Source organism: Synechococcus sp. H55.11, assembly GCF_047462475.1.
Lineage (GTDB): Bacteria > Cyanobacteriota > Cyanobacteriia > Thermostichales > Thermostichaceae > Thermostichus.
The window spans coordinates 1-25,158 of sequence record NZ_JANSJI010000112.1 but is presented as its reverse complement, the minus strand read 5'-3'; the positions used below and the strand labels follow the sequence as shown (position 1 = coordinate 25,158).

22 protein-coding genes are annotated in these 25,158 nt (G+C 61.1%); 17 read left to right on the top strand and 5 right to left on the bottom strand.

Features of this window, described 5'->3' with window-relative positions:
- Nucleotides 1–69: 69 nt before the first annotated feature.
- Nucleotides 70–1,995: a biosynthetic arginine decarboxylase gene (gene speA, locus NW853_RS05090; protein WP_414348142.1), complete on the bottom strand. Its 1,926-nt coding sequence runs from the start codon at nt 1,993–1,995 to the stop codon at nt 70–72.
- Nucleotides 1,996–2,455: 460 nt separating this feature from the next.
- Between speA and pstS the strand changes: the two genes are divergently transcribed.
- The 3 genes from pstS to NW853_RS05075 all read left to right on the top strand — a co-directional run bounded on the left by pstS (nt 2,456) and on the right by NW853_RS05075 (nt 6,816).
- A complete protein-coding gene (gene pstS, locus NW853_RS05085) occupies nt 2,456–3,547 on the top strand; it encodes a phosphate ABC transporter substrate-binding protein PstS (RefSeq protein ID WP_414335689.1) in 1,092 nt (363 codons plus the stop codon).
- Between the two features lie 249 nt (nt 3,548–3,796).
- A complete protein-coding gene (gene dnaK, locus NW853_RS05080; protein ID WP_414335690.1) occupies nt 3,797–5,683 on the top strand; it encodes a molecular chaperone DnaK in 1,887 nt (628 codons plus the stop codon).
- A 164-nt stretch (nt 5,684–5,847) separates the two neighbouring features.
- Nucleotides 5,848–6,816: a DnaJ C-terminal domain-containing protein gene (locus NW853_RS05075; protein ID WP_414335691.1), complete on the top strand. Its 969-nt coding sequence runs from the start codon at nt 5,848–5,850 to the stop codon at nt 6,814–6,816.
- Here the strand turns inward: NW853_RS05075 and NW853_RS05070 are convergent.
- On the bottom strand, nt 6,813–7,622 hold the full coding sequence (locus tag NW853_RS05070; RefSeq protein ID WP_414338859.1) for an RNA methyltransferase: 810 nt from the start codon (nt 7,620–7,622) through the stop codon (nt 6,813–6,815). The genes NW853_RS05075 and NW853_RS05070 overlap by 4 nt on opposite strands.
- Nucleotides 7,623–7,693: 71 nt before the next feature.
- Here NW853_RS05070 and NW853_RS05065 point away from each other — a divergent pair, with 71 nt between their 5' ends.
- From NW853_RS05065 to NW853_RS05040, 6 genes are all read left to right on the top strand, one after another.
- Entirely contained in the window at nt 7,694–8,245 is a 552-nt protein-coding gene (locus NW853_RS05065) for a hypothetical protein (protein ID WP_414334811.1), read from the top strand.
- Between the two features lie 15 nt (nt 8,246–8,260).
- Nucleotides 8,261–9,166: a UDP-3-O-acyl-N-acetylglucosamine deacetylase gene (gene lpxC, locus NW853_RS05060; protein ID WP_414334810.1), complete on the top strand. Its 906-nt coding sequence runs from the start codon at nt 8,261–8,263 to the stop codon at nt 9,164–9,166.
- 130 nt (nt 9,167–9,296) lie between these two features.
- The gene (gene fabZ, locus NW853_RS05055) at nt 9,297–9,797 is read left to right on the top strand and encodes a 3-hydroxyacyl-ACP dehydratase FabZ (protein ID WP_414334809.1); all 501 of its coding nucleotides are present in this window, start codon (nt 9,297–9,299) and stop codon (nt 9,795–9,797) included.
- A 254-nt stretch (nt 9,798–10,051) separates the two neighbouring features.
- Entirely contained in the window at nt 10,052–10,990 is a 939-nt protein-coding gene (gene lpxA / locus NW853_RS05050) for an acyl-ACP--UDP-N-acetylglucosamine O-acyltransferase (RefSeq protein ID WP_414348139.1), read from the top strand.
- 9 nt (nt 10,991–10,999) lie between these two features.
- The gene (gene lpxB / locus NW853_RS05045) at nt 11,000–12,172 is read left to right on the top strand and encodes a lipid-A-disaccharide synthase (protein ID WP_414334807.1); all 1,173 of its coding nucleotides are present in this window, start codon (nt 11,000–11,002) and stop codon (nt 12,170–12,172) included.
- Nucleotides 12,173–12,347: 175 nt separating this feature from the next.
- Complete coding sequence (locus tag NW853_RS05040; protein WP_414348138.1) at nt 12,348–14,171, top strand: response regulator; 1,824 nt, start codon at nt 12,348–12,350, stop codon at nt 14,169–14,171.
- Here NW853_RS05040 and NW853_RS05035 read toward each other — a convergent pair.
- On the bottom strand, nt 14,161–14,622 hold the full coding sequence (locus tag NW853_RS05035) for a DUF4168 domain-containing protein (protein ID WP_414348135.1): 462 nt from the start codon (nt 14,620–14,622) through the stop codon (nt 14,161–14,163). The two genes, NW853_RS05040 and NW853_RS05035, sit on opposite strands and share 11 nt — an antisense overlap.
- Before the next feature lie 782 nt (nt 14,623–15,404).
- On the opposite strand from NW853_RS05035, the gene NW853_RS05030 reads away from it, so the two are divergent.
- The 3 genes from NW853_RS05030 to NW853_RS05020 all read left to right on the top strand — a co-directional run bounded on the left by NW853_RS05030 (nt 15,405) and on the right by NW853_RS05020 (nt 17,626).
- Nucleotides 15,405–15,746, top strand: a complete 342-nt coding sequence (locus tag NW853_RS05030; protein WP_414334804.1) for a DUF3155 domain-containing protein — start codon at nt 15,405–15,407, stop codon at nt 15,744–15,746.
- Between the two features lie 145 nt (nt 15,747–15,891).
- Nucleotides 15,892–16,149 carry a DUF3146 family protein gene (locus tag NW853_RS05025; protein WP_414334803.1) on the top strand — a complete coding sequence of 86 codons (258 nt, stop codon included), beginning with the start codon at nt 15,892–15,894 and terminating at the stop codon, nt 16,147–16,149.
- Nucleotides 16,150–16,291: 142 nt separating this feature from the next.
- Complete coding sequence (locus NW853_RS05020; RefSeq protein ID WP_414348132.1) at nt 16,292–17,626, top strand: AmpG family muropeptide MFS transporter; 1,335 nt, start codon at nt 16,292–16,294, stop codon at nt 17,624–17,626.
- 7 nt (nt 17,627–17,633) lie between these two features.
- Here NW853_RS05020 and gap read toward each other — a convergent pair whose 3' ends face one another.
- Complete coding sequence (gene gap / locus NW853_RS05015; RefSeq protein WP_414334801.1) at nt 17,634–18,665, bottom strand: type I glyceraldehyde-3-phosphate dehydrogenase; 1,032 nt, start codon at nt 18,663–18,665, stop codon at nt 17,634–17,636.
- A gap of 183 nt (nt 18,666–18,848) precedes the next feature.
- Between gap and surE the strand changes: the two genes are divergently transcribed.
- Complete coding sequence (surE, locus tag NW853_RS05010) at nt 18,849–19,580, top strand: 5'/3'-nucleotidase SurE (RefSeq protein ID WP_414334800.1); 732 nt, start codon at nt 18,849–18,851, stop codon at nt 19,578–19,580.
- Here surE and NW853_RS05005 read toward each other — a convergent pair.
- Nucleotides 19,563–20,174 (bottom strand): DUF3318 domain-containing protein, encoded by a 612-nt coding sequence (locus tag NW853_RS05005; protein ID WP_414334799.1) that lies wholly within the window; start codon nt 20,172–20,174, stop codon nt 19,563–19,565. The two genes, surE and NW853_RS05005, sit on opposite strands and share 18 nt — an antisense overlap.
- Before the next feature lie 198 nt (nt 20,175–20,372).
- On the opposite strand from NW853_RS05005, the gene NW853_RS05000 reads away from it, so the two are divergent.
- The 4 genes from NW853_RS05000 (at nt 20,373) to NW853_RS04985 (ending at nt 25,126) form a co-directional block, all read left to right on the top strand.
- Nucleotides 20,373–21,143, top strand: a complete 771-nt coding sequence (locus tag NW853_RS05000) for a GvpL/GvpF family gas vesicle protein (RefSeq protein WP_414334798.1) — start codon at nt 20,373–20,375, stop codon at nt 21,141–21,143.
- A gap of 92 nt (nt 21,144–21,235) precedes the next feature.
- The gene (locus tag NW853_RS04995) at nt 21,236–22,525 is read left to right on the top strand and encodes a homoserine dehydrogenase (protein WP_414334813.1); all 1,290 of its coding nucleotides are present in this window, start codon (nt 21,236–21,238) and stop codon (nt 22,523–22,525) included.
- A 29-nt stretch (nt 22,526–22,554) separates the two neighbouring features.
- Nucleotides 22,555–24,009: a protoporphyrinogen oxidase gene (hemG, locus tag NW853_RS04990; protein WP_414348129.1), complete on the top strand. Its 1,455-nt coding sequence runs from the start codon at nt 22,555–22,557 to the stop codon at nt 24,007–24,009.
- A 46-nt stretch (nt 24,010–24,055) separates the two neighbouring features.
- Nucleotides 24,056–25,126: a DUF3326 domain-containing protein gene (locus NW853_RS04985; protein WP_414334796.1), complete on the top strand. Its 1,071-nt coding sequence runs from the start codon at nt 24,056–24,058 to the stop codon at nt 25,124–25,126.
- Nucleotides 25,127–25,158 lie beyond the last annotated feature (32 nt).

Genomic DNA, 25,158 nt, shown 5'->3' with positions numbered 1-25,158 from the left:
TAAGGATCCCGGCCCAAAACCGGGATCCTTTTCTGTTTTGACCTGGGCTTTGGGGCCGTCTCTGACCGGCTAGCGGTGCAAGTAGGTGTAGGCCCGCAGGTTGTCTTCAAAGTGCTGCTGCAAAGCGCGGGCCTGGGCTAGGCTAATTTGGCCCCGTTGCAGGGCGGCTTCGGTGGCGTGGTGCAGGGTTTCCACCAGATCTTCGCTGTTGTACTGTACCCAGCTCAGCACTTCGCCGATGGTGTCCCCCTTGATGACTTGGGTGACTTGGTAGCCGCCGGGACGGGTGCGGATGTGCACGGCGTTGGTGTCGCCAAACAGGTTGTGCAGATCCCCCAGGATCTCCTGGTAGGCGCCTCCCAGAAACACCCCCAGCAGGTAGGGCTGCCCATCGGGATCGTGCAGCGGCAAGACCGAGGTGATCTGCCCGTCTTCGCCAAAGAAGCGGTTGATCTTGCCGTCGCTGTCGCAGGTCAGATCCGCCAAGGTGGCCCATTGGCGCGGCTCCTCGTCCAGACGGTGGATGGGCATGATGGGAAACACTTGGTCGATGGCCCAGCTATCCGGCAGGGATTGGAAGAGGGAGAAATTGCCGTAGTAGATGCTGGCCAGCATTTCGTCCAGATCTAGAAGATCTACGGCCACCGGCTGCCCCGCCTGGTGCTGCTCGTAGGCCAGTGTGCAGATCTTGTCGGAGCAGTTCCAGAACATCCGCTCCACCTCGGCCCGCTCCTGCAAGCTGAGGGATCCCTCGGTAAATTGGCGCAGGGCGGCTTCTTTGAGCTCCTGGCAGCGGCGATAGTCGGCCACCAGGGTCTCGGGCTGGATCTGGTAGTAAAGCTGGTTCAGCTTCTGGATCACCTCGGCATCGGACGTGAGCTGGGTGGGCATGGGATAGGGGCTGGCGGCGTTGACATCCTGGACGTCAAAGACCAGCACCGACTGGTGGGACATCAGGGCCCGCCCGCTTTCGGTCACCAGCACCGGCGGCTGGATCCCGTGCGGCTGCAGGGCACTCAGCACCGTCTGCACCACGGTGGCGGCGTAATCCTCCAAGCTGTAGCTCTGGGAGAAATGGCTGGTGGACTGGGATCCGTCGTAATCAACCCCCAAGCCGCCGCCGATATCCAGATAGCCCATCGGCGCCCCCAGTTTGACCAGCTCGATGTAGATCTGGCTGGCCTCCCGCACGGCCCGCCCATGCACGCTCACCATCGAGATCTGCGAGCCAATGTGGTAGTGCAACAGACGCAGACAGTGCAGCTTGCCGGCCTCCCGCAGCCGTTCCACCACCTGCAACATCTCCGTGGCCGTGAGGCCGAACTTGGCCCGATCCCCAGCCGAGGTGCCCCAACGCCCGATCCCTTGGGCTGAGAGCTTGGCCCGCACCCCCAGGATGGGATCAATGCCCAGGTGCTCGGCAGCCTGCAGCACCAGCTCCAGCTCCTGCAGCCGCTCCAGGACGATGATGGGGGTGCGCCCCAGCCGCTGGGCCAAGAGAGCCGTTTCCATAAAATCGCGGTCTTTGTAGCCGTTGCAGATCAACAGAGCCCCAGGTGTATCCAGCAGAGCCAGGGCAATCAACAGCTCCGGCTTGGAGCCTGCCTCCAGCCCAAAGTGGTAGGCGCGACCGTGCTTGACCACCTCTTCCACCAGGTGGCGCTGCTGGTTCACCTTGACCGGGTAAACCCCCCGATAGACGTTGGGGTAGCCAAAGCGCTCGATGGCCTGCTGAAAGCTCTCGCAAAGCCGCCGCATGCGGTCGGCCACGATCTCGGGAAAGCGAATCAACAAAGGCAACTGCAAACCCCGCGCCACCAGATCCATCACCAGGTGGTACAGGTCGATGCCAGGTTCCTGCTGCTGTAGGCCCTGTGGGGTTACCTCCACATGACCGGCGGCGTTGATACGGAAGTAGGGATCCCCCCAACCGGAGATGCGATAGAGCTTTTCGCTGTCTCGCAGTGTCCAGGGAGAACGAGTCAAAGTCGGCATAGTAGTCCCCCAGATACCGAGATGTAAACAGCGCAGGATTTCTGCACAGAATCCACAATATATTGCTCTATTCCAAGATATGTCAAGATTTTTCCAAGGCAGGGGGGATCCGGCCCGAAACCGGCTAAGCCTTGCCAGATAAAGCTTTGGCCTGGGGATCCCTCTGCAGTTGCTGCAAAACTCAACTCTTTCATTCTCTTTCTTTCGCTGTTTTTCTTTGTTTTTCTCGAGCAAGCTCTGTTTTCCGTCTCTTGAGACAGAGACAGAGTTGGGATCCCCGTTTTTGCCGAAGCGCGCAGCGAACCCTGCGGGGATCGGCGACCAGTTGGTGAAGAGAAGAAGCCGACTTTTGCGGGAAGTTGCCCCCTCTGGTGCTTGCCAGAGCTAAAGATGGCAGCCCTTGACAGGGCTCCGTGGGCAAGACTAAGGATCGGGGCGGAGAGCTTGGAGCGCCTCAGCCATGGTTCAACTGCCCCGCTGCCGCCGTCGAGAAATGCTGCTGTCGTTGCTGGCTGCTGCCGGCCTAAGCGCCTGCCAACAGGGATCCCGTTCTGGCCAAGCCGGCGATGCTGTCCCTGTTGCCGACAGCCAGTCTTCCGGGGAGATTGTGTTGATCAACGGGGCTGGGGCTACCTTCCCGGCCCCTCTGTATTTGCGCTGGTTTTCCGACTACCGCCAGGTGGATCCCAAAGTGGAAATCAACTTCCAGCCGGTGGGCAGTGCCACCGGGATCCGCCAATTTATCGACCAGACGGTGGACTTTGCCGCCAGCGACGTGGCCATGACCGATGCCGAGATTGCCGAGGTGAAGCGGGGCGTGGTCATGATCCCGATGACAGCAGGCAGCATTGCCGTCGGCTACAACCTGCCCGGGATCCGCTCCGGCCTCAAGCTATCCCGCTCCGTCTTGGTGCAGATCTTCCGCGGCCAGATTACCCAGTGGCGGGATCCGCAGATTTTGGCCCTCAACCCCGATTTGGAGATCCCCGACCTGACCATCGCCGTCTGCTACCGCTCCGACGGCAGCGGCACCACCGACACCTTTACCCGCCACCTGGCCGCCATCGACCCCGCTTGGGCCGCCGAGATTGGTGTCGGCATGTCCCTGGAGTGGCCGGTGGGCATTGGGGTCAAGGGCAACGAAGGCATGAGCGCCCAGATGCTCTACAGCGAAGGGGTGATCGGCTATGTGGAATCGGTCTACGCCCGCGACCTGGATCTATCGGTGGCGGCCCTGGAAAACCGCCGCGGCGAGTTTGTCCTCCCCACCCCCGCAGCCTCGGCCCTGGCCCTGAGCGAAATCGAGCTGCCTGAGAACCTGCGGGCCTTTGAGCCGGATCCGTCCGGCGCCGGGGCTTATCCCATCGTCACCTACACCTGGATCCTGGCCTACCGCCAGTACCGGGATCCCGCTATTGCCACTGCCCTGCGGGCGGTGCTGCGCTGGGCCCTCAGCGAAGGACAAGCCCTGGCCGAAGCAATGGGCTACCTGCCCCTGGCCGAAACCGTTGTGGCCCGCAGCCTGGAAGCCCTGCAGCTTATCCAGAGCTAGCCGCCCTTGCCCCAACCGGCCCTGGAAGCAAGGCCCCGGCAGGTACGGAGATCCGTAACTGCTCTGCCTTCCAGTTGCCAGAAATGGGCGGCATTCTCGCCCTGACCGCAATGCCCTGCTGGTTAGGATCGGCCTAGGAAACAGCTAAATACCTGCTGAATTTTCACGGATTGGCTGCCCAAGCTACTTCATACAGCCTGGCGGCGGTAGCCGAGGTAACGTCTTGAACAAAAGGAGAACAAGGAGCCGATGGGAAAAGTTGTAGGAATTGACTTGGGCACAACCAACTCGGTTGTCGCCGTAATGGAAGGGGGTGTCCCCACCGTCATCGCCAATGCCGAGGGCACTCGCACCACGCCCTCGGTGGTTGCCTTCACCAAAGATGGAGAGCGCCTGGTAGGGCAGATGGCCCGCCGCCAGGCGGTGCTCAACCCCGAAAACACCTTTTATTCGGTCAAGCGGTTCATCGGGCGCAAGTACGATGAGCTGAATGCCGATTCCAAGCGGGTCTCTTACCAGGTGCGGCGGGATGAACGGGGCAATGTCAAGTTGTATGCACCCCGCTTGAACAAGGAATTTGCCCCCGAAGAGATCTCGGCCATGGTGTTGCGCAAGCTGGTGGATGATGCCAGCCGCTACCTGGGCCAACCGGTTACCCAAGCCGTCATTACTGTACCTGCTTACTTCAACGACTCGCAGCGGCAGGCCACCAAAGATGCCGGGAAGATCGCCGGCTTGGAAGTGCTGCGCATCATCAACGAGCCGACGGCGGCTTCTCTGGCCTATGGCTTGGACAAGCGCAACAACGAGACCATCCTCGTCTTCGACCTGGGCGGCGGCACCTTCGACGTGTCCATCCTGGAGGTGGGCGATGGGGTCTTTGAGGTGAAATCCACCAGTGGCGACACGCAGTTGGGAGGCGACGACTTCGACAAGAAAATCGTGGACTGGATGGCTGAGCAGTTCAAGCAAATGGAAGGGATCGACCTGCGGCAAGACCGGCAGGCCCTGCAGCGGCTGACGGAAGCCGCCGAAAAAGCCAAGATCGAGCTGTCCAGTGTCTCCGAGACCACCATCAACCTGCCCTTCATCACTGCCACTGCCGATGGTCCAAAGCACCTGGAGCTGAAGCTCTCCCGCGCCCAGTTTGAACACCTCTGCGCCGACCTGCTGGAGCGCTGCAAAGGGCCGGTGGAGCAGGCCCTGCGGGATGCCAAGCTCACCAAGGCCGACATCAACGAAGTGGTATTGGTGGGCGGCTCCACCCGCATTCCAGCGGTGCAGCGGCTGGTGAAGGAGCTGCTGGGCAAAGAGCCCAACCAGAGCGTCAACCCCGACGAGGTGGTGGCCGTGGGCGCTGCCATCCAGGCCGGTGTGCTGGCGGGCGAAGTTAAAGATGTGCTGCTGCTGGATGTCACCCCCTTGTCTTTGGGGGTGGAAACCCTGGGCGGCGTGGCCACCAAGCTGATCCCGCGCAACACCACCGTGCCCACCCGCAAGTCGGAGATCTTCTCCACCGCCGAAGATGGGCAGACCTCGGTGGAAATCCACGTGGTGCAAGGGGAGCGGGAGCTGGCCCGCGACAACAAGTCCCTGGGCCGCTTCAAGCTGGACGGGATCCCGCCGGCTCCCCGCGGTGTGCCGCAGATCGAGGTGACCTTCGACATCGACGCCAACGGCATCCTCAAGGTGACGGCCAGAGATAAGGGCAGCGGCAAGGAGCAGAGCATCTCCATCACCGGCGCCTCCACGCTGGATAGCAAAGAGGTGGAGCGGATGATTGCCGAAGCCGAGAAATACGCTGCCGAAGACCGCGCCCGCCGCGAGAAAATCGAGCGCCGCAACAAGGCCGACTCGCTGGCCTACCAGGCCGAGCGGCAGTTGAAGGAGCTGGGCGACAAGATCTCCTCCAGCAAGCGCAGCCAAATCGAGACCTTGGTGCGGGAGCTGCGGGACGCCATTCAACGGGAGGACGACAGCGCCATCCAGAGCAAAGAGCGGGAGCTGCAGGAGGCCCTCTACGCCATGAGCAGCGAGCTCTATCAACAGCCCGGCGCCGCTTCCAGCTCCACCTCTGGGACGACCTCTGGCGGCAGCGACGACGTCATCGACGCCGACTTCACCGAGACCAAGTGACGGCAGTGGGATCCCTCTGGGGCTCCTTATCCACAGCACCGATAATGAGGAAGGACGGGATAGGCGATGGCGTCTAGCCCGCCTTCTTCTCTTTTCGTCAACGGGTCGGAAGCCAACTGCTTGGTTTTTTGCCCATTCTCAGCAATTTGCCTGCGGACGCCTCCATGCAAAACTTCAAGGACTACTACAAGATTCTGGGGGTCAGCAAGACGGCCACCGCCGACGAGATCAAGCAGGCCTATCGGCGCTTGGCCCGGAAATATCACCCGGATGTTAACCCGAACAACAAAGCCGCCGAAGAGAAGTTTAAGGAGATCAACGAAGCCTACGAAGTTCTCTCGGATCCCGGCAAACGCAGGCAATACGACCAATTTGGCCAATATTATCAGCAGGGTGGGTTCCGTTCCCGGCGGGAGACCTATAGCCAGCCCTACGGCAGCCCTTTTGCCGATGCCCCCTTCAACGAAGACTTTGGATTTGGTGGGGGGGGTGTCGATTTCAGCCAATTTGACGATTTTCAAGATTTTATCGATCAACTGCTGGGCCGAGTGCGCAGCCAAAGCACAAACCGCAGCAGCGGCTTTTCCGGATCCAGCGACAACGCCAATTACGATGCTGAGGCCACCATTCAGCTCACCATCCCTGAAGCTTTCGAGGGGGGTAAGCGCCGCCTGCGGGTGGGCGGGGATCGCGTGCTCGAGGTCAACATCCCAGCAGGGATTACGCCAGGGAAGCGGATTCGCCTGCGCGGCCAAGGCCACCCCAACCCCAACGGCGGCGCCGGCGATCTGTACCTCAAGATCGAGCTGAAAGACCATCCCTTCTATCGCCTGGAGGGATTCGATGTTTACTGTGATCTGCCCATCAGTCCCAGCGAAGCGGTTTTGGGTGCCCAGGTGGAGGTGCCCACCCTGGATGGAGTGGTGAAGCTGCGGATCCCGCCTGGCATGCAGCCGGGGCGAAAGTTGCGGCTGGCGGAAAGGGGCTTCCCCAAGGGCAACGGAGAACGGGGGGATTTTTACGTGGTGGTGCAGATCCATTTGCCCACCCGTCTCTCTGATGAGGAACGGGAACTTTACGAAAAGCTGCAGCGGGTTCAATCCTACGATCCTCGGGCCGCCCTTAAGCTCTAGCAGTCGAGTGGGATCCCGGTGAAATCTGGCCGCGTCGGCGGGACGGGATTTGTCTGACCCTGGCTCCATTGCAGTTGCCGTAGGATGCCGCGCAACAAGGCCACCTCGGCCACGGTCAAGCCGGCCCGCTGGAACAGGGCGCGAAATTTGAGCATTTTGCGGCGGGCGGTGTGGGGGTGTAGGTAGCCGATCTGCAGCAACAGCGCTTCCAAATGTCCAAAAAAGCCTTCCAGCAGCTCGAAGGGAACGAGCCTTTGGGAGAGGGGCACAGAAGGGGCGGGGGGAGGGTTCTGGCAGATGAGGGTGCGCAGCTCGTAGCAACACATGCCCACCGCCTGGGCCAGATTTAAAGACGGGTAAACCGGATCGGTGGGGATCTGGATCTGGCGATGGCAGAGGGCCAGCTCCTCGTTGCTCAAGCCGCGATCTTCGGGGCCAAACACAAGGGCAGCAGGGCCGGCAGCCAGCAAGGCGGGGAAGGCTTGGCGAGGGGACTGGATTTGCCATTCGGGGGGGTAGGCTTGGCTGCGCCCTGTTGTCCCGAAAACTTGCACACACCCCTGCAGGGCTTCAGCCAAGGTTTGCACCGTCTGGGCTTGATGGAGCAGGTCTGCCGCATGCACGGCCATGGTGATCGCTTCCCTATCGAGGGGATCGCATTGGGGATCCACCAACACCCATTGCCGCAGGCCCATGTTTTTCATTACACGGGCAATGGCGCCGAGGTTGCGCGGCCCAGCCGGCTGCACCAACACGATGCGCACCTGCGCCAATTGCTCTTGAGCCCAGTGGGACGATGTCGGCATTGCTCAGAAGGAATCGCAGATAGGGATCACCTAAAGTAGAGGAGTTAGATCTTGTCATAAAGATTGTGCCGATGGGATCCGCCTACCGCTGTTGGCTGAGCTTGATTTGTCTGGTGTTGGTGGGATGCTGCTGGGGATCCCCGGCGTTGGCTGCCCATTCGTTGCTCTCCACGGCAGCAGAGCCGGCGCAGGTGGCTCCATCCTCTCAGTCTCTGGTAGAAGCGCGACAACGGCTGGAAGCAATTGCCGCGGCGATGCGCTCGATCCGCCTGTGTAGCCGTCCTAACTGCCGTTACCGCGATATCTCGGTAGAAGTGCGGCCTGTGGCAGGAGCCGAGTCGCCAGAGTACGAGGGCCGCATCGACGCCACCCTCGACCGCCCCTCCGGCAGCTTGGACAGGGCCCACTACCGGCTGCGGTTTCGGGAGGGACGCTGGCAGTTGCTGGGCGGCGAAGAGGTTTCTGATGTTTCCTCCTTTTTCTTTGAGGGAGATACCTACGAGGTGTTCAGCAGCTACGGTAGTCGCAAAGCCAAATTGGCGGATGCCAGCAGCAGCCTGCGGGTGGGCTACCGGGAGCTGTACTACCGCGTTTTCGACCAGGGCCAAGAGCGTCTGCCATAGGAGTGGGGAGCAGTTATGAGAGACCAACAGCACACCTTGGCCAGCTCCATTGCCCTGGAAGGGGTGGGCCTGCACACCGGTCTGCCCGTGCGCTGTAGCCTGCATCCGGCCCCTGCCGGCAGCGGTCGGGTCTTTGTGCGGGTGGATCAACCGGGATCCCCTGAGATCCCGGCCCGCTTGGGATCCCTGGCTCCTGCCCCTCTCTGCACCTTGCTGCAGCAGGGATTTGCTCAGGTGCAGACGGTGGAGCACCTCTTGGCCGCCCTCTACATCTTGGGCATCGACAACTGCCGCATCGAAGTGGCGGGGCCGGAGCTGCCGCTCTTGGACGGCTCTGCCTTACCTTTTGTGCAGGCCATCGCCCAGGCCGGGATCCTGGCCCAAGACCAGCCGGCACAACAGGGGGTGATCCGGGAGCCGGTTACCGTCTGGGCAGGGGAAGCCTTTGTCAGCGCCTTGCCCCACCCCGTCACTCGCTTTACCTATGGCATCGATTTTGCCGATTGCCCCATTGGCCAACAGTGGCTGAGCTGGCGGGAGAACAGGGCGGATTTTGTCCAGTCCATCGCGCCGGCCCGCACCTTTGCCCGCCAACAGGACGTAGAGCGGGCCCGCCAACAGGGGCTGATCCAGGGGGGCAGCCTGGAAAATGCTATCGTTTGCAGCCAAACCGAGTGGTTGGGGCCGTTGCGCTTCCCAGATGAGCCGGTGCGCCATAAGCTGATAGATTTACTAGGAGATCTCAGCTTGTTGGGCTGCCGCTTGCAGGGGCACATTGTGGCCTACAAGGCGGGCCACGCCCTGCACCACCGTTTGGCCGAGCAGTTGCTCCAGAGTGGATCCCTGCAGGTGGAGCCAGCTCAAGAGCAACCAAGGGATCCCCTTTGCCTGGGTGGGGTGGAATCTCGCTCTTCGTTTTGAGAGGGAGCCCGGCTTCTGGGATGGGTGAAAAGTTCTTGGGCCTGCTGCAATTTCTCTGTGCGGCCTTGCTTCTGCTTCAAGGCTCTCCCATGCGGGTTTTAAGGTTTGTCTTCCGGTTCTGTGGGTTACCATGTCTTCTGATGTCTCTCCTCCTCCTCTCCTCTCGGCTGAAGCAGCTGCTCAGTTGGCAACCGCTCCCCCCGTCTTCACAACGGAGCAAATCCTAGAGATCCTGCCCCACCGCTATCCTTTTTTGCTCGTGGATCGCGTGGTGGAGTACCAACCTGGGCAACGGGCGGTGGGCCTGAAGAACGTCACCTTCAACGAGCCCTTTTTCCAGGGGCATTTCCCCAACCGACCGATCATGCCCGGCGTTCTCATCGTCGAGGCCATGGCGCAGCTGGGGGGGATCGTGTTGACCAAGTTGCCCGATGTGGCCGGGCGCTTGGCCCTCTTTGCCGGCATCGATGGCGTTCGCTTTCGCCGTCCGGTGTTGCCGGGGGATCAACTGCTGCTTTCTGCCGATTTGCTCACCATCCGGCAAAAACGCATCGGCAAAATGTTTTGCCGCGCTCAGGTAGGAGGGCAACTGGTAACCGAAGGGGAGCTGATGTTCTCCTTGGTGGATTGATCACAGCGGCCAGCCGAGGAAGGCTCTGGGCGCGGCTGTCAAAGGACTCCGTCCCGCTAGCGCGAACGGCGCAGCGGCGACTTGTCGCCAGGAGACCCTGCTAAAGTGTTGAGATAGGGAGATGGCTCATTCCCGTCCAGATCGGGTAAACATGTTGCTGCGCAAGGTTGAGGTGGCAGTGTCTGATCTCCCCCGAACCTCAATCATCATTCGCAGGGTTGGGAGCGTAACCACAGTTGCTGGCTAGGTTGGACATGAGTTCGTTGGCTTCAGCGGGATCCACTCCCAACGTTTCTGCAAGTGCGCCGCACCGCCCACGCATCCACCCCACGGCGGTGATCCATCCGAAAGCTGAGTTGCACGAGACGGTTCAGGTTGGCCCCTATGCAGTTATTGGCGAACATGTGCGCATTGGTGCCAACACGGTGGTGGGGGCCCACGTGGTGATCGATGGCTGGACAGACATTGGCGAGGACAACCAGATTTTTCCGGGAGCGGTGCTGGGCACGGAGCCGCAGGATCTGAAGTACAGCGGCGCGCCCTCTCAGGTGGTGATCGGCAGAGGCAACCGCATCCGCGAGTTCGTCACCATCAACCGGGCCACCAATGAGGGGGAGGCCACCCTGATCGGCGACAACAACCTGCTGATGGCCTACGCCCATGTTGCCCACAACTGCGTCATCGAAAATCAGGTGGTGATTACCAATGCTGTTTCCTTGGCCGGCCACATCCACATCGAGTCGCAAGCCCGCATCGGCGGTATGGTTGGGATCCACCAGTTCACCCGCATCGGGCGCCTGGCCATGGTGGGGGCAATGAGCCGGGTGGACCGCGACGTGCCGCCTTACCTGTTGGTGGAAGGGCATCCGGCCCGCATTCGCGGCCTCAACTTGGTGGGGTTGCGGCGAGCCAAAGGGATGGAGGGATCCCTGCCGGCCTTGCGGCAAGCCTATCGGCTGCTATACCGTTCTGGTTTGCCCCTAGAAAAAGCGCTGCAAACCCTGCGCAGCAGCCTCCGCAGCGAGGGGGGGTGCTGCATCTGTTCCCTGCAGGGCAAAGAATGGGTGGATGAGACGGGATCTTTACAACACCTGCTGCAATTTTTGGAAGATTCCCTTTCCCAACCCCAACGGCGTGGACCCCTGCCGGCCCTACGCGGGAGAGGGGAAGAGTTGCCAGAGCTGGGTGATTAAGGATCGCAGGTGAGCCATCTGTTTGTGTGCACAGGCGAGGTCTCAGGGGATCTGCAGGCCGGCCATCTCATTCGCGAGCTGCTGCGCCAACGCCCGCACCTGCGCATCACCGCGGTCGGGGGAGAGGAGATGGCTGCTGCCGGAGCCCGGCTGCTGCACCGCACCACCGAGATCAGCTCCATCGGCATCCTGGAAGCTCTCCCCTTCGTCGGCCCTGCCCTCTGGACAGAGTGGAAAATTCGCCGCTTTTTGGCCCAAGACCCGCCGGATGTGGCTGTGCTGGTGGACTACATCGGCGTCAACAGCCGCATTGCCCCTCTGCTGCAGCGGCGGCAGATCCCCGCCGTGTACTACATTGCCCCCCAGGAATGGGTCTGGTCGCCCAACAGCCGCCTTACCTACCAACTGGCCCAGCAGATGCGGCTGATGCTGGCGATTTTCCCTGAGGAAGCCCGCTACTACGCCGCGGCAGGAGCCCACGTGCAGTATGTGGGCCATCCCCTGTTGGATATTCTGGCCGCTGTACCCAGCCGTGCTCAAGCCAGAGCCCAGTTGGGGATCCCGGCCGAAGCCACGGTGGTGGTGGTGGTGCCGGCTTCGCGGCGGCAAGAGCTGCGCTCGGTTTTGCCTGTTCTGCTCCAGGCAGCTCAGTTGTTGCAAGCTCACCTGCCCCAGGCGCAGTTTTGGGTGCCCTTGGCCTCGCCCCGTTTTGCCGCCCCGATTGCCCGGGCTGCCCGCCGTCTTGGGCTCAACCTCACCCTTTTGGATCCCCAAGCCCTGCCCTTCTTCTCGCCCCACAAAGCCCATCACCTTGCTTTGGCAGCGGCTGACTTGGTGCTGGCCAAGTCCGGCACGGTGAACTTGGAGACGGCCATCTTGGGGATCCCACAGGTGGTGATCTACCGCCTCAACCCGCTCACCTTTTGGCTGGCCCGCCACTGGCTGAAGGTGTCGGTGCCCTTTATGTCTCCCCCCAACTTGGTGCTGATGCGCCCCATTGTGCCGGAATTGTTACAGGAGCAGGCCCAGCCGGAGCAGATCGCCCAACTGGCGCTGGAGCTGCTGACCCGGAAGCAAGCCCAACTGCAAGCCGACTATGCCGCGATGCGGGCGGCCCTGGGAGAACCCGGCGTTCTCGCCCGCGCCGCCAAGGCCATCCTAGAGGTGTTGGATGGCAAGTAACTCCGGCAACTCAGCACCGGGGAACGGCCAGGGCTGCTGTTGGAGCTCTTTAACAGGCCTATCCCAGGGATCGCTTGCCCTGGCGGTTTTGATGGACTAGGCTGAAGTCAGGGTAGGGATCGGTTTGTGCGCAAAAAGCCTAAGTGCTTCGCAGGCCAGCGGCCAACTTTGTGGAGTGAATGTTGTGCAATCCCCAGTTGTTCTCAATTCCGAACGCCCATTGCCAAATGTTTCGCCGACGGTACTGTTGGCGGACGACGACCCATTCATACTAAAGTACTTGGCTCTTTTGTTGAGCCATGAGGGCTATTGGGTGGCGGAGGCCGAAGACGGTGAGCAAGCCTTGCAGCTTTTTGCTCAAACTCAACCTCAGATAGCTCTCCTGGATGCCCTCATGCCCGGCTTAGACGGGTTCGAGTGTTGCCGCCAACTACGGGCTTTGGATGCGGATCTGCCCTGCTTGATGATCACCTCACTCGAGGATCAAGATTCCATCGACAAAGCCTTTGCTGCCGGAGCCAGCGACTACGTGACCAAACCCGTTTACTGGCCGGTGATGCGTCAGCGCATCCGCTACCTGCTCAAAGGCCGTCAGACACTGGTAAACCTGCGCCAACAGGCGGCCCGCGAACAAGCTCTGAACCGGGTTGTGCGGGCCATTCGCGCTGCTTTGCAGTTGGATCAGATCTTTGCTGTGGCCACCCGTGAGATTTGTCATCTGCTGGAGGCGGATCGGGTGAGCATCAGCATCTATCGGCCTCAGCAACAGCATTGGCGCATCATCTCCGAGTACTCCACTCAGCCGAATCACTATTTGGGCTGTCTCATTCCCGATGCCGAAAGCCCCATTGCCCAACAGTTGAAGCAAGGGAAGGTAGTGTTGCTGGAAGCAGCCGACCAGGCTGAAGGTTGGGCCTACATTGCTTCCATGGCCAAAGCCTATCCCGGCAGTTGGCTGTTGGTACCCCTCTACGGCGGCGAAAGCCCCGCATTTGGCCCGGCCCACCTCACCCTGTGGGGCAGCTTGTGTCTGCAACTGAAAACAACGCGCCCCGGCTGGTTAGCCACTAGTCAGGATCTGATCTTGGCCTTGGCCGATCACCTCTCCATCGCCATTCAGCAGGCGGAACTGTTCCAACAGATCCAGGAGCTCAACCGCACCCTGGAAGAAAAGGTACAAGCCCGCACTGCCCAACTGGATCGGCAGGTGCAGGAATTGCAGCGGCTGGATCACCTAAAAAATGATTTCCTCAGCACAGTGTCCCACGAGCTGCGCACCCCTCTTGCCAACATGAAAATGGCCATCCGCCTGCTCAGCGCTGTCCTGCTGCCTGACCGGGGCACTGCCAAATCCCCGGATCCGGCCAAGATCTCTCAGTACTTGAAAGTGTTGGACAACGAATGTGAGCGGGAGATCAAACTGGTCGAGGATCTGCTGGAACTGCAGCGGTTGGAGGTGCTCAAAGGACTCCGTCCTGCTAACGCGAACGGCTCACAGCAGCCCTGCTGGTTGGCGTTGCAAAAGTGGTTGCCCCAAATTGCGGAGCCCTTCGCTCAAGATGCCTACCGCCGCCATCAGCACTTCAGCCTTGGGATCCCTCCCGAACTGCCCGCCATTTCTACCCTGCCGGAGGTGCTCAAGTCGGTGCTGGCCGAATTGCTGAGCAATGCTTGTAAATTTACCCCTGCCGAGCACCAGATCAGCCTACAGGTCGCCAACCATTCCGATCACCTGGAAATCCAGGTCCTCAACACCGGCGTCACCATTCCCCCAGAAGAACAAAAGCGAGTCTTTGAGAAGTTCTATCGGGTGCCCAGCGCAGATCCCTGGCGGCAAGGGGGGACGGGGCTGGGGCTGGCCCTTGTGCTACAGCAGGTGAGCCTGCTGCAAGGAAGCATTCACCTCAGCAGCGAGGCAAATCGCACCTACTTTACCTTGCGGCTGCCTCTGGTTCTCTCTGCGCCTGACCAAGACAAGCCGGCTCAGCCTAGGGTGTAGGTGTTGGGGTGGCCGGCTTGGATTCTTGCAAAACTTCTTGCAAGCGCACGCGAACCCGCTGGTTGAGGATAGGATTTTCGTTCGCCAAGGTCATCAATTCGCGGTATTGCAGCACCGTCAGCCCTTGCTGCTCGACAATGCGGCTGGCTTGGGTTTCCGTGCGCTGCATAATTTGCTCATATTCCTCTTCGTTCTGGGTTTCCCGCAGTTGAGCACTGGCTTCCCGAATCAGGGGATCCAACTCCAACAAAATCCGCACCAACTGTTCCACCTGAGCATCGGTGACTTGCTCTGGGGTCAGAGTCGGAGATGCCAGAGGGCTGGGAGTTGCGGGGGTCTCAGTCGGAGAAGCAGTCGCAGCAGGACTGGGCAGCGGGGTTGCTCCCTGTGCCCAAACCGGCAGGGATCCCAAGCTGAGTCCCAGACCCACCAGCAATGCGAATTTCATCATGCCCAAAACTCCCTAGACCTAGACGAGGTTTACCCGAGCCTTTGAGGTGCAGCTAAAGCTAGGCTAGCAAGATGCCTGTGTTCCGTCTGATCGCTTCAGCGCAGTCCTGGAAACCCAGCAAACTCATCAAGCTTCTTTGCCGGTCACTTGGATCGGGATCTAATCCCTACGGTACCAGAACCTCTCACCCCTTGGCTGGGCACTCAGGACAGACCCGCGAAAGGGCTATATGGATCTGCTGTGGATCTCTTGTAGAAACAAGAAGTTAGCTGTACAGTCTTAGTACACTGCCCGAGAGCAGACCCTTCCTCTTCTCGGTCGAGCAGTTCCAAACTGGCAAAGTCGGCAACTGACTCAGCACTTCAACCCAAAAGAGGTTGATTTGAAACTGAGTTTAGGTATATATTCTGTTGAGCACCGTTTCTACTAATGTTAAGCTGGAGCTCAGATTTGATGAGAGTCTCCTGCGTTGGCAGCTGATTTTCTCTACAGTTGCCAGAGGCAGTGGATTCGCTTCAAGATTGAGCCTAGCAACCACTCAACTTGTCAGCTCTCTTCGCAGGCAGTTTTTGGGGATTTTCACTCAGAGGACGCTTCCCCACGGGAGTTTGGGGATGGTGTTCGAGTTGCCCTCCCGCCGAGCAAAAGGAAGTTGCTGGTTTATGGTTTATTGTTCTTGTAAAGAAGAATAACAAAAATGGGTAAAAGTTATTGATTTTCTTAAGCAGTGCTGATATATTCCCTTTGCGGTTGTTCGGTCATCCCTCTACAGGAGGCTTACATTGGTTAGGAGAAGAAAGCGTAAGAGCCGCCGTCGTCTGGAAGGGCGCAAGATTTTAGATCATATCCCTCAATTTAATTTGGACAGTGGTGAGGAGAAGTCTGTAACTGCTGCTCGCAGATATATTCAGGAAAATTCTATTCAGCCGCCTGCGCTGATTTTGGTACGGCGCAATGAGCATACGATTGATCGGTTTTTTTGGGCGGAGAAGGGGTTATTTGGTGCGCAATATGTCGAGGAGAACCACTTCCTTTTTCCCAGCCTGCGGGCTTTGCTAGCGGAAGTTGCGGCTGAGAAGCCGGAGAAAAAATCCTCGAAGGCTCTTGCAACTGCCGCCCGCTAGTTGCTGGCTGCTTTTCCCCACAGCAGGCAGTTGGGAGACTTTGAATGGCGTGGAGCTCCGGATGCCTCATGGCCCAAGTTCGACCTGCTGGTGGCAGCGGGAGGGTCACGCGCTACCCTACAAGGGATCCCGTCGGAGATGCCGGATGAGCCGACTGCCTCAAACCACTGCCCATGTGCAGATTACCCGCCGCTCTTGGCAGGAGGGTGCCATCGAAGGGGAAGTCAACGCCAACGGTTGGGTTTGGCGCTTCTGCTGGTGCTTTCGGGCCGGGGAGCTGAAGGTGGAACCTTCTGTGGGGCGGGCTTTGATTTGTGAGCCCTTGAGCCGTTTTCTGGAAAAATCGGACTATCTGCTGGAACCCGGCAGCAACTACTCGTTTGTGATTCGCAGTAGCCTGTAGGTTTTCCCGAGAAGGACTCCCTCCTGCTACGGCAACGGGAGGGAGCTTCTGCCCAGCAGCAGCGATCGCCGCCGGCCAGGGCACCTGCTAGAGTAACCGGCAATTCAGGGATCCCTGAGAAGAAATGGGAGGGCTGGCCAGGATGGAGGTGGAGACAAGCGTCCTGAGGCGGATGTTGGGTATCTACGGCAGCCCCAAGATGGGCACTTTGCTGCTGCTGGGGTTTTCGTCGGGTTTGCCGCTGCTGTTGATCAACTCCACCCTCAATGCCTGGCTGACCCAAGCGGGCTTGACCACCATTGCCATCGGCTTGTTTAACCTGCTCAATTTGCCCTACTCGTTCAAGTTTCTCTGGTCGCCTATTCTGGATCGGTTTCTGTTGCCGGCACCGGGATCCCTGCGGGGCAGTCGGCGGCGGGGGTGGATGGCCCTGACCCAGGTGCTGTTGCTGCTCAGCATCGGGCTGCTGGGTTTTCAAGATCCCACCCAAACCTGGCTAGAAACCTTGGGCTGGGAGGAGCTGGCCCAGACTTGGCCGGGCATCACGGTTTTCACCCGCCCGATCTTTCTGGTGGGGTTCCTGGTGGCTTTTTTGAGCGCCTCTCAGGACATCGCGGTGGACGCCTACCGCACCGACATTTTGGCAGAGCGGGAGATGGGGGCAGGGGTAGCCATTTTCGTATTTGGCTATCGCATCGCGCTGCTGGTCAGCAGTGGTGTGAGTTTGATCTTGGCGGACTACTTGCCCTGGTGGCAGGTGTACGGGATCATGGCGCTGCTGATGTCGATTGGGGTGGTTACCTCATTTTTGGCCCCCGAGCCGGAAAACAGTGCCCTCAAACCTACCTCGCTGCGGGCGGCCATTATCGAGCCGTTTCAATCTTTTTGGCGGCACCGCTTGGCCTGGGCGATCCTGCTGTTCGTGGTCTGCTTCAAGTTGCCGGATAGCTTGGCGGGGCAAATGACCCCCACGTTTTTGTTGCAGACGGGGTTCAGCACCAGCGATCTGGGCATCATCCGCAGTTGGATAGGCTTGTTGGCCACCTTGGTGGGGGCTTTTGTGGGGGGAGAGTGGGTCAGCCGCGCCGGCACCTACCGCTGTCTGTTCATCTTCGCGGCCCTGCAGGGGATCGGCAATTTGGGCCTGGGAGCCATTGGGTTGGTGGGGCAAAACTATCCGCTGCTGGTGGGGGCAACCCTTTTCGACAACATGGCCGGGGGCATGGGCACGGCTGCTTTCCTGGCTTTTTTGATGAGCCTCTGCGATCGGCAATTTAGCGCCACCCAGTACGCTCTGCTCACCAGCGTGTTTGCCGTGGGAGGAACCTTGGCCGGGGCCATGTCGGGCTATTTGGCGGCTGCGGTCAATTGGCCGCTGTTCTATTTGATTACAGCGATGACAGCCGCTCCGGCGATGGTGCTCTTGCTGTGGCTCGGCCCACCTGAGGAGTTAGGGATGGACGTAACAAACCGCTGATGGCCGCCTACAGCGCAGCCCCGATTTTGGCGGCCAGGTCCACCAGCCGCGCGGCATAGCCGTACTCGTTGTCGTACCAGGAGAGCACCTTCACCGTGCGATCTCCCAGGGTCAGGGTGGATTCCAAGTCCACAATCGAGGAGTGAGGATCCCCAACGATATCCGCCGATACGATCTGCGGTGGGGCAATGGCCAGGATGCCGCGCATCGGGCCTTCTGCCGCCTCGACAAACGCTTGATTGACTGCTTCTTTGGTGATGGGCTGCTCGGTGCGCACCACAAAGTCCACGATCGAGCCGGTCAGGGTGGGCACCCGCAGCGCCAGCCCGTCCATCTTTCCTCTCAGGGCAGGCAAAACCTCGGCAACTGCCGTGGCCGCCCCGGTTGTGGAAGGCACAATCGACACCGCCGCCGAGCGGCCCCGCCGGTAGTCCTTGGGATCCGGGCGATCCACGATGGCCTGGGTGGCGGTATAGGCGTGGCAGGTGGTGAGAAAGCCTGTCTCGATGCCAAAGCGATCCAGCAAGACCTTAGCCAACGGCGCCAGACAGTTGGTGGTACAGGAGGCGTTGGAGACGATGTGGTGCCGCTGCGGGTCGTACTGGTCGTCGTTGACCCCCATCACCACCGTCAGGTCGGGGCCTTTGGCGGGAGCAGAGATGATCACTTTTTTGGCGCCGGCCTCCAGGTGTTTGGCGGCCCCATCTCGTTTGGTGAATAAGCCGGTGGATTCCACCACCAGGTCAACCCCCAGATCCTTCCAAGGCAGTTGGGCCGGATCCCGTTCTGCCAAAACCCGGACTTTGTGGCTGCCGATTTGCAAGTGGCCATCCACGGCGCTGACGGTCTGGGGCAGGCGCCCATAGGCCGAGTCGAACTGAAGCAGATAGGCCAGGTTTTCCGGCTCGGTCAGATCGTTGACGGCTACCACCTCCAGCTCCCGGTCGGGGGACGGAGTCCTTTCCGGCTGAGACAGCAGCACCCGCAAGAAAGCCCGCCCAATGCGACCAAATCCGTTGATGGCTACCCGTGTGGTCATCGCAGTCCTCCGGTGTCAGTTCCTTATGATGGGTTGATGGATGCGGCAAGGGGAAGGCTGACCCCCAAAGATAGGGTAAAAGAAGAACGGGATCCCTGCTGCTTTTGCACCCCAGATCTCCAGATTTGCGCTAGAGACTTGCGATTAGATTAACCCAAGAAGTTGCCGGCAGAGGAAATCCGGATGAAGGTATTGCTGACCAACGATGACGGCATCGAGGCGGCGGGGCTGGCCCAGCTCAAGCTGGCCCTCGGCTCCCTTGTTGCAGAAGAACACTGTTGGATTGTGGCCCCCCACCAGGAGCTTTCCGGCTGCAGCCACCAGGTGACGACGCGACGACCGTTTCGGGCCTCTGCCCGCGGCGAGCGCACCTTTGCCGTTGAGGGATCCCCTGCCGACTGTGTGCGGGTGGCCCTATTCAAACTGGCTCCATCCGTAGATTGGGTGCTTTCCGGCATTAACGAGGGGGGAAACCTGGGAACGGATGTGTACTTGTCCGGCACGGTGGCAGCGGTGCGGGAAGCGGCGCTGCGTGGGATCCCGGGGATCGCCATTTCCCAATACCGAGCAGGGGGCAAACCCATCGACTGGGAACAGGCGCGGCGCTGGACCTGTGCCATTTTGGCGGAGCTGATGGAACAACCCCTGCCCAGCGGAGCGTTTTGGAATGTCAACTTGCCCCACCTGCCACCTGGATCCCCTCTGCCGGAGCGGGTTTACTGTCCCCTCTGTACCCAACCTCTGCCCCTCGATTACGCCGTGGAGGCAGAAGACAATGGGGTAGAGTCATTGTGGTTTCGCTATCAGGGCCGCTATGCGGATCGCGCCCGCGATCCCCAAGCCGATACCGACATCTGCTTCTCCGGTCGGGTGGCCATCACTCAAGTGCAACTGGTCTCAGGAGTTTCCGCCTGAGGGGGCAAGGTTGCGGGCAATGGTTCTCAGCCGTTGTAGCCGCAGCGCCGTCAGGATATCGCTGGGATCCAACTTGAGAACCTGTTCCAGAGCATCCGCCAGGTGTTGAGCCGCCTCTTGGCGGCTGTAGCCGCGAAACTGGGCGCGGCGCAGGGCAAATTCATCGGCATCGAAATGGGCGCTCTCCCGGTTCAGGTTTTGCCAGATCTGCTGAATCGAGAGGGCTGTGATGCCACCCGCCAAGAGAGCGGAAAAAGGGTGCTGCAAAGAGAGCTCCGCCACAGTGGTGATGCCCCCCAGCAAAGCCAGCGACTGGTAAAATCCCGGCTGCAGCCAGTTGCGATTGCCCAGCCAACCCACCTCGCGCAGAAACAACAGATCCCGCTGGGGACGTGGGATCTGTTGCCAACGGCGAAAATCGATGGCGATCGTGCCCTGGGGCTGCCAAGGGGCCTTGCGGCGGGAGACCAGCAGGGCTTCACCCCCGAAGTTGGGCACGACGCTGACCAAGGGTCGGAAGGAGGCGGGAAGCAGATCCCGCAGTCGTTCGGTCTCTTCCTTTTCAAAGGGTTTGAAGTCTGGGCGGCTGGTCATGGCCTCACCTGCTGGGAGCACTGGGGTGGAGAGCCCGCCTGAAACCCAGGCCCTGCTGCGGCCCCAAACACCACAGCCCTGTGCAGAACCGGTGCGCAGCTAGTTTACCTTATCTCCGGGCCGACCGTGAACGCTCTGCAGCCTGATCCAGGTTGCGTAGACTGGGAAGGAAAGACTATCTTCCTTCATCCTCAGCCCATGACCTTCTCAGCCCAGCCGGAACCCCAAGTGCAGGGCAAGGGGCAGAGCGTTGTCAGCCCTCTCTACACCTATGCCTTCTTCCCGCAGCCGGATCCGCAGCTTTTGTCCTTCATCCGGCAAACCGAGGGGATCCATCAGCCGGTACAGGTGTTTGCCCCGGTGGGGAGCCGAATTGCCGCCGCTGTGGAGCCGATGCGGGATCCAGAGGCGTTGCAAGCTTCGGATGAGGTGCTGGTGCGTTCTGCCCTGCGCCACGATCAGGTGCTCTGCCGGCTGTTTGCCCAGATGCCGCTGCTGCCCCTGCGCTTTGGCACCTGCTTTCTCTCGGCAGAAAAGCTGGGATCCCATCTGCTGGCGCGGCAGGCAGAGTACGAACAGGTCCTCGCGGCCATTGGGGGAAGGGCCGAGTACTGTCTGAAGGGAAGGATTCGGCCTCAGCCCCAGCCGGAGCCGCAGCCATCTCTGAGCGGGACGGCCTATCTGTTGGCCCGCAAGCAAGCCTATTTGCAGCAACAGCAAGCCCAAGCGCAGCAAGAGCAGGAGCTGGCGGCCCTGCAGCAACTTTGGCCCTCTACTTGGCCTGTGCAAAAGGGGGATCCCCAGCCGGGCGAACGCTTGCGGCTTTACATTTTGCTCACCCCTGCCGAACGGGAAACGGCGGCCCAGCTTACCCAAACCTGGCTGGCGCAGCACCCCGATTGGCAACTGGACTGGAGCCCCCCTTTGCCCCCCTATCACTTTGTGGGTGCCATAGGGGACAGATGCTAGACTCCGACTCCTGGGTGATCGGCACCGTTTATCGTAGTAGTGGTGAGGGGAGTTTTCTGGTTCAAGGTCGGCAGCAGGCAAGAGGAGCGGTTGTGGTCTATCGAGTTGGGCTATTGGGGCTGGGCACGGTCGGCACGGGTGTTGTGCAAATGCTGCAGCAACCGCAGCACCCTCTCCTACAGGCGGTCGAGATTGCGGCAGTGGGGGTGCGCTCCCTGGATAAGCCGCGGCAAGTGCGGATCCCACCTGAGCGCTTGACCACCAATCTGGAGCAGATCGTCTCGGATCCGGAAATCGATGCGGTGATCGAGCTGATGGGGGGCCTGGAGCCGGCCCGCAGCCTGATCCTGAAGGCCATTGACCACGGCAAGCCGGTGATCACGGCCAACAAAGCGGTGATTGCCCGCCATGGGGAAGAGATCTTTCAAGCTGCCGCCCAGGCCGGGGTGGCGGTGCTGCTGGAAGCGGCGGTGGGCGGCGGGATCCCCATTGTGCAGGCTTTGCAACACTCCCTGCGGGCCAGCCGCATCCAGGCGGTCTGGGGCATCGTCAACGGCACCACCAATTTCATCCTCAGCCAGATGGCCCAGCAGGGCAGCTCCTTTGCCGAGGCGCTGGCCCAGGCCCAGGCCCGCGGCTACGCGGAAGCGGATCCCAGCGCCGATGTGGAAGGGTGGGATGCCGCCGACAAAATCGCCATTCTGGCCGGCCTCGCCTTTGGGGTGGCGGTGCCGCGGGAAGCCATCCCCTGCGAAGGGATCCGCAACATCAGCTCCACCGACATCCGCTATGCCCGCGAGTGGGGCTACACCTTCAAGCTCCTGGCCATCGCCCAAAGGGCCGCCGCCCAGGGATCTGAGACGGCCTTGGATGTGCGCGTCCACCCTACTCTGCTGCCGGTTACCCACCCGCTGGCCAACGTCCACGGCGTGGACAACGCCGTCTGGGTGCAGGGGGATCCCCTGGGGCAGGTGGTGCTCGCCGGCCCAGGGGCGGGACAGGGGCCGACCGCCAGCGCCGTGGTTGGGGATTTGCTCACCCTCCGGGCCCACCTGCAAACCGGGGCCTATCTGCCCAATCCTCTATGGGGGTTCTTCGGCAGGGCTGCCGCTTTGCTCCCGCTGGCGGAATTGGAGTCGGAGTTTTACGTGCGGGTGTTGGCCCAGGATCAGCCGGGGGTGATGGGGGCGATCGGCACCTGCTTTGGCCGCCACCGGGTTAGCCTGGAGAGCATTACCCAAAAAGAGTGCCACCAGGAGCAGGCGGAGATCGTCATCCTCACCCACACCGTCCGCGAGGCCGATTGTCGGCAGGCGCTGGCCGAGATCCAACAGCTTCCCCAGGTGGCCGCGATCCCCAGCCTGTTTCGCGTGCTGCGTTGATTGCTTTCAGGAAACCCATAGGAACCGCGATGATGGACAGCTTGGAAGCGGCAGTCAATCCCTCAACTGAGCCTCTGACCCACTTGTGGGAACGGGCTGAGGTGGTGGTCATTGGAGCGGGCATCAGCGGCCTGACCCTGGCGCTACGCCTGCGGCAGGGCCGCTCCGCTCAGCCGGTGCTCTTGGCCGAGGCCAGCCCTCGTGTCGGCGGCTGCATCTCCACCCAATCCAAAAACGGCTACCGCTGGGAAGAAGGCCCCAACAGCTTTACCCCCGTCCCCCCTCTGCTCAACCTCATTGCCGAGGTGGGCCTGGCCGAGCAACTGGTGCTGGCGGATGCCAAGTTGCCCCGCTACATCTACTGGGAGAAAGAGCTGCTGCCGGTGCCCCTCAGCCCTTCTGCAGCCATTGGCTCGCGGCTGTTGAGCGTGGGCGGCAAGCTGCGGGTTTTGCAGGGGTTGTTGGGGTTTGTCCCGCCGCCGCCAGGGCGCGAGGAAACGGTGCGGCAATTCTTCCGGCGACAACTGGGATCCGAGGTGGCAGAACGCTTGGTGGAACCTTTCACCTCAGGGGTGTATGCGGGGGATCCGGATCAGCTCAGCGCCTTGGCCGCCTTTCCCCGCGTGGCCGGCTTGGAAGAGCGCTACGGCAGCCTTTTTGCCGGCGCGCTGCAGGCTTTGCGCCACAGACCCCAGCCCTCTCCTGTGGCCATCCAGCCCCCACCCCAACGTGGCCAACTGGGCAACCTGCGCCAAGGGCTGCAGCAGTTGCCGGAAGCGATAGCCCAAAAGCTGGGGGACAGCCTGCGGCTGGGCTGGCGGGCTGTGCAGCTCAAGCGGGATGAGATGGGCTATTGGGTGGGCTTTAAGACCGCCGAGGGATCCCGCTGGGTGGTTGCCCGGCAGGTGGTGCTGGCTCTTCCCGCGCCTGAAGCTGCCTCGCTGTTGCAGGAGCTCAACCCCCCAGCCAGCCGGCTCTTGGCCGGGATCCCCTATCCGCCGGTGGCGGTGGTGGCTTTGGCCTATCCCCAAGAGGCTCTGCCGCAGCCGTTGCGGGGGTTTGGCCATTTGATCCCGCGCTCCCAGGGTTTGCGCACCCTGGGCACCATCTGGGCCTCCTGCCTTTTCCCAGAGCGGTCTCCCCAGGGCTATCACTGCTTCCTCAGCTTCATCGGCGGGGCCACCGACCCGCTCATGGCAGCACTTTCCCCTGAAGAGCGAGCGCAGATTGTGCACGCAGAGCTGAGCCAGATCCTGCTCACCCGACCTGTCGAGCCCATCCGCCTGGGAGAGCGCCTGTGGCCCCGGGCTATCCCACAATACACGCTTGGCCATCGGCAGCGGATGGCCCAGTTGCAAGCTTACCTGGCGTCCCAAACCCCAGGTGTGTGGGTGTGCGCCAACTACCTGGATGGCGTGGCGTTGGGAGATTGTGTGCGTCGGGCCGAGGCGCTGGCGCAACAGCTTTTGTTGCAAGCGTTCTGAATCCACATCAAATCCGTTCGCATCGGCGGGACGGGATCCGCAAGCAATGTCCCCACATTCCTACACCACGCTGCTGCTTGTCCCCACCGGCATCGGTGCCCGCATAGGTGGCTTTGCCGGGGATGCCCTGCCCATTGCCCGCGTCTTGGCCGCGGCAGCGGAGCGGGTCATCACTCACCCCAATGTCTTAAACGGGGCCAGTTTGTATTGGCCGATGGGGAATGTGTTCTACGTCGAAGGGTACGGCCTGGATCGATTTTGTGCCGGGGTGTGGAACTTGAGGCCGGTGCGCCAAAACCGCGTCGGGGTAGTGCTGGATGCCGGCATTCCGGAAGATCTGCAACAGCGCCACCTGCACGTGCTGCAGGCTGCCCAGGCCACCTTAGGGCTTAACATCGGCCCCTGGCGCTTGACCGGCCGACCCCTGGGTGTTTCCGTCTGCTCCTCCCCTTCCGGGGCCAGCCAGGGATCCCTGGCCCAGCCTGATGCTCTGTTGGAGACTGCCCAAGAGCTGATCCGCCTGGGAGCAGAGGCCATTGCCGTGGTGGCCCGCTTCCCCGACCAGCTCGACTTCAGCCAGTACCAGCAGGGGAGGGGGGTGGATCCCTTGGCTGGGGCAGAGGCCATCCTCAGCCACCTGGTGGTGCGAGAGCTGGGGATCCCTTGTGCCCACGCCCCCGCCTTCTACCCCGATCCAGACCCTAAGCCGGTTCACCCCCGCGCTGCCGCCGAAGAGGTGGGGTTTACCTTTTTGCCCTCGGTTTTGGTGGGCCTTAGCTACGCTCCCCAATTCGTCAAAACTCCCCAGCCGGGCGACCTGACGGCAGAGCAGGTAGATAGCGTCATCGCCCCGGCCACCGCCTTTGGCGGGCCTGGATTGCTGCACCTGGCCAGCCGTCCCCGCCCGCCGCTGTTTATTGCCGTCGAGGAAAACACCACCGTGATGCAGGTGCACCCCCGCCAGTTGGGGATCCCTTGTGTATCGGTAGCTTCCTATCTAGAGGCCGTTGGTGTGGTGGTGGCCCACCGAGCAGGTGTGGCCTGGTCGTCGCTCCAGCTTTCCCCCTCCACCCCGGAAAAGCTGATCAGCTCCGCACTTGAGCATGACAGGCCCTAAGCCCCATAGCCCGCGGGCAACTTGAGTGTCTC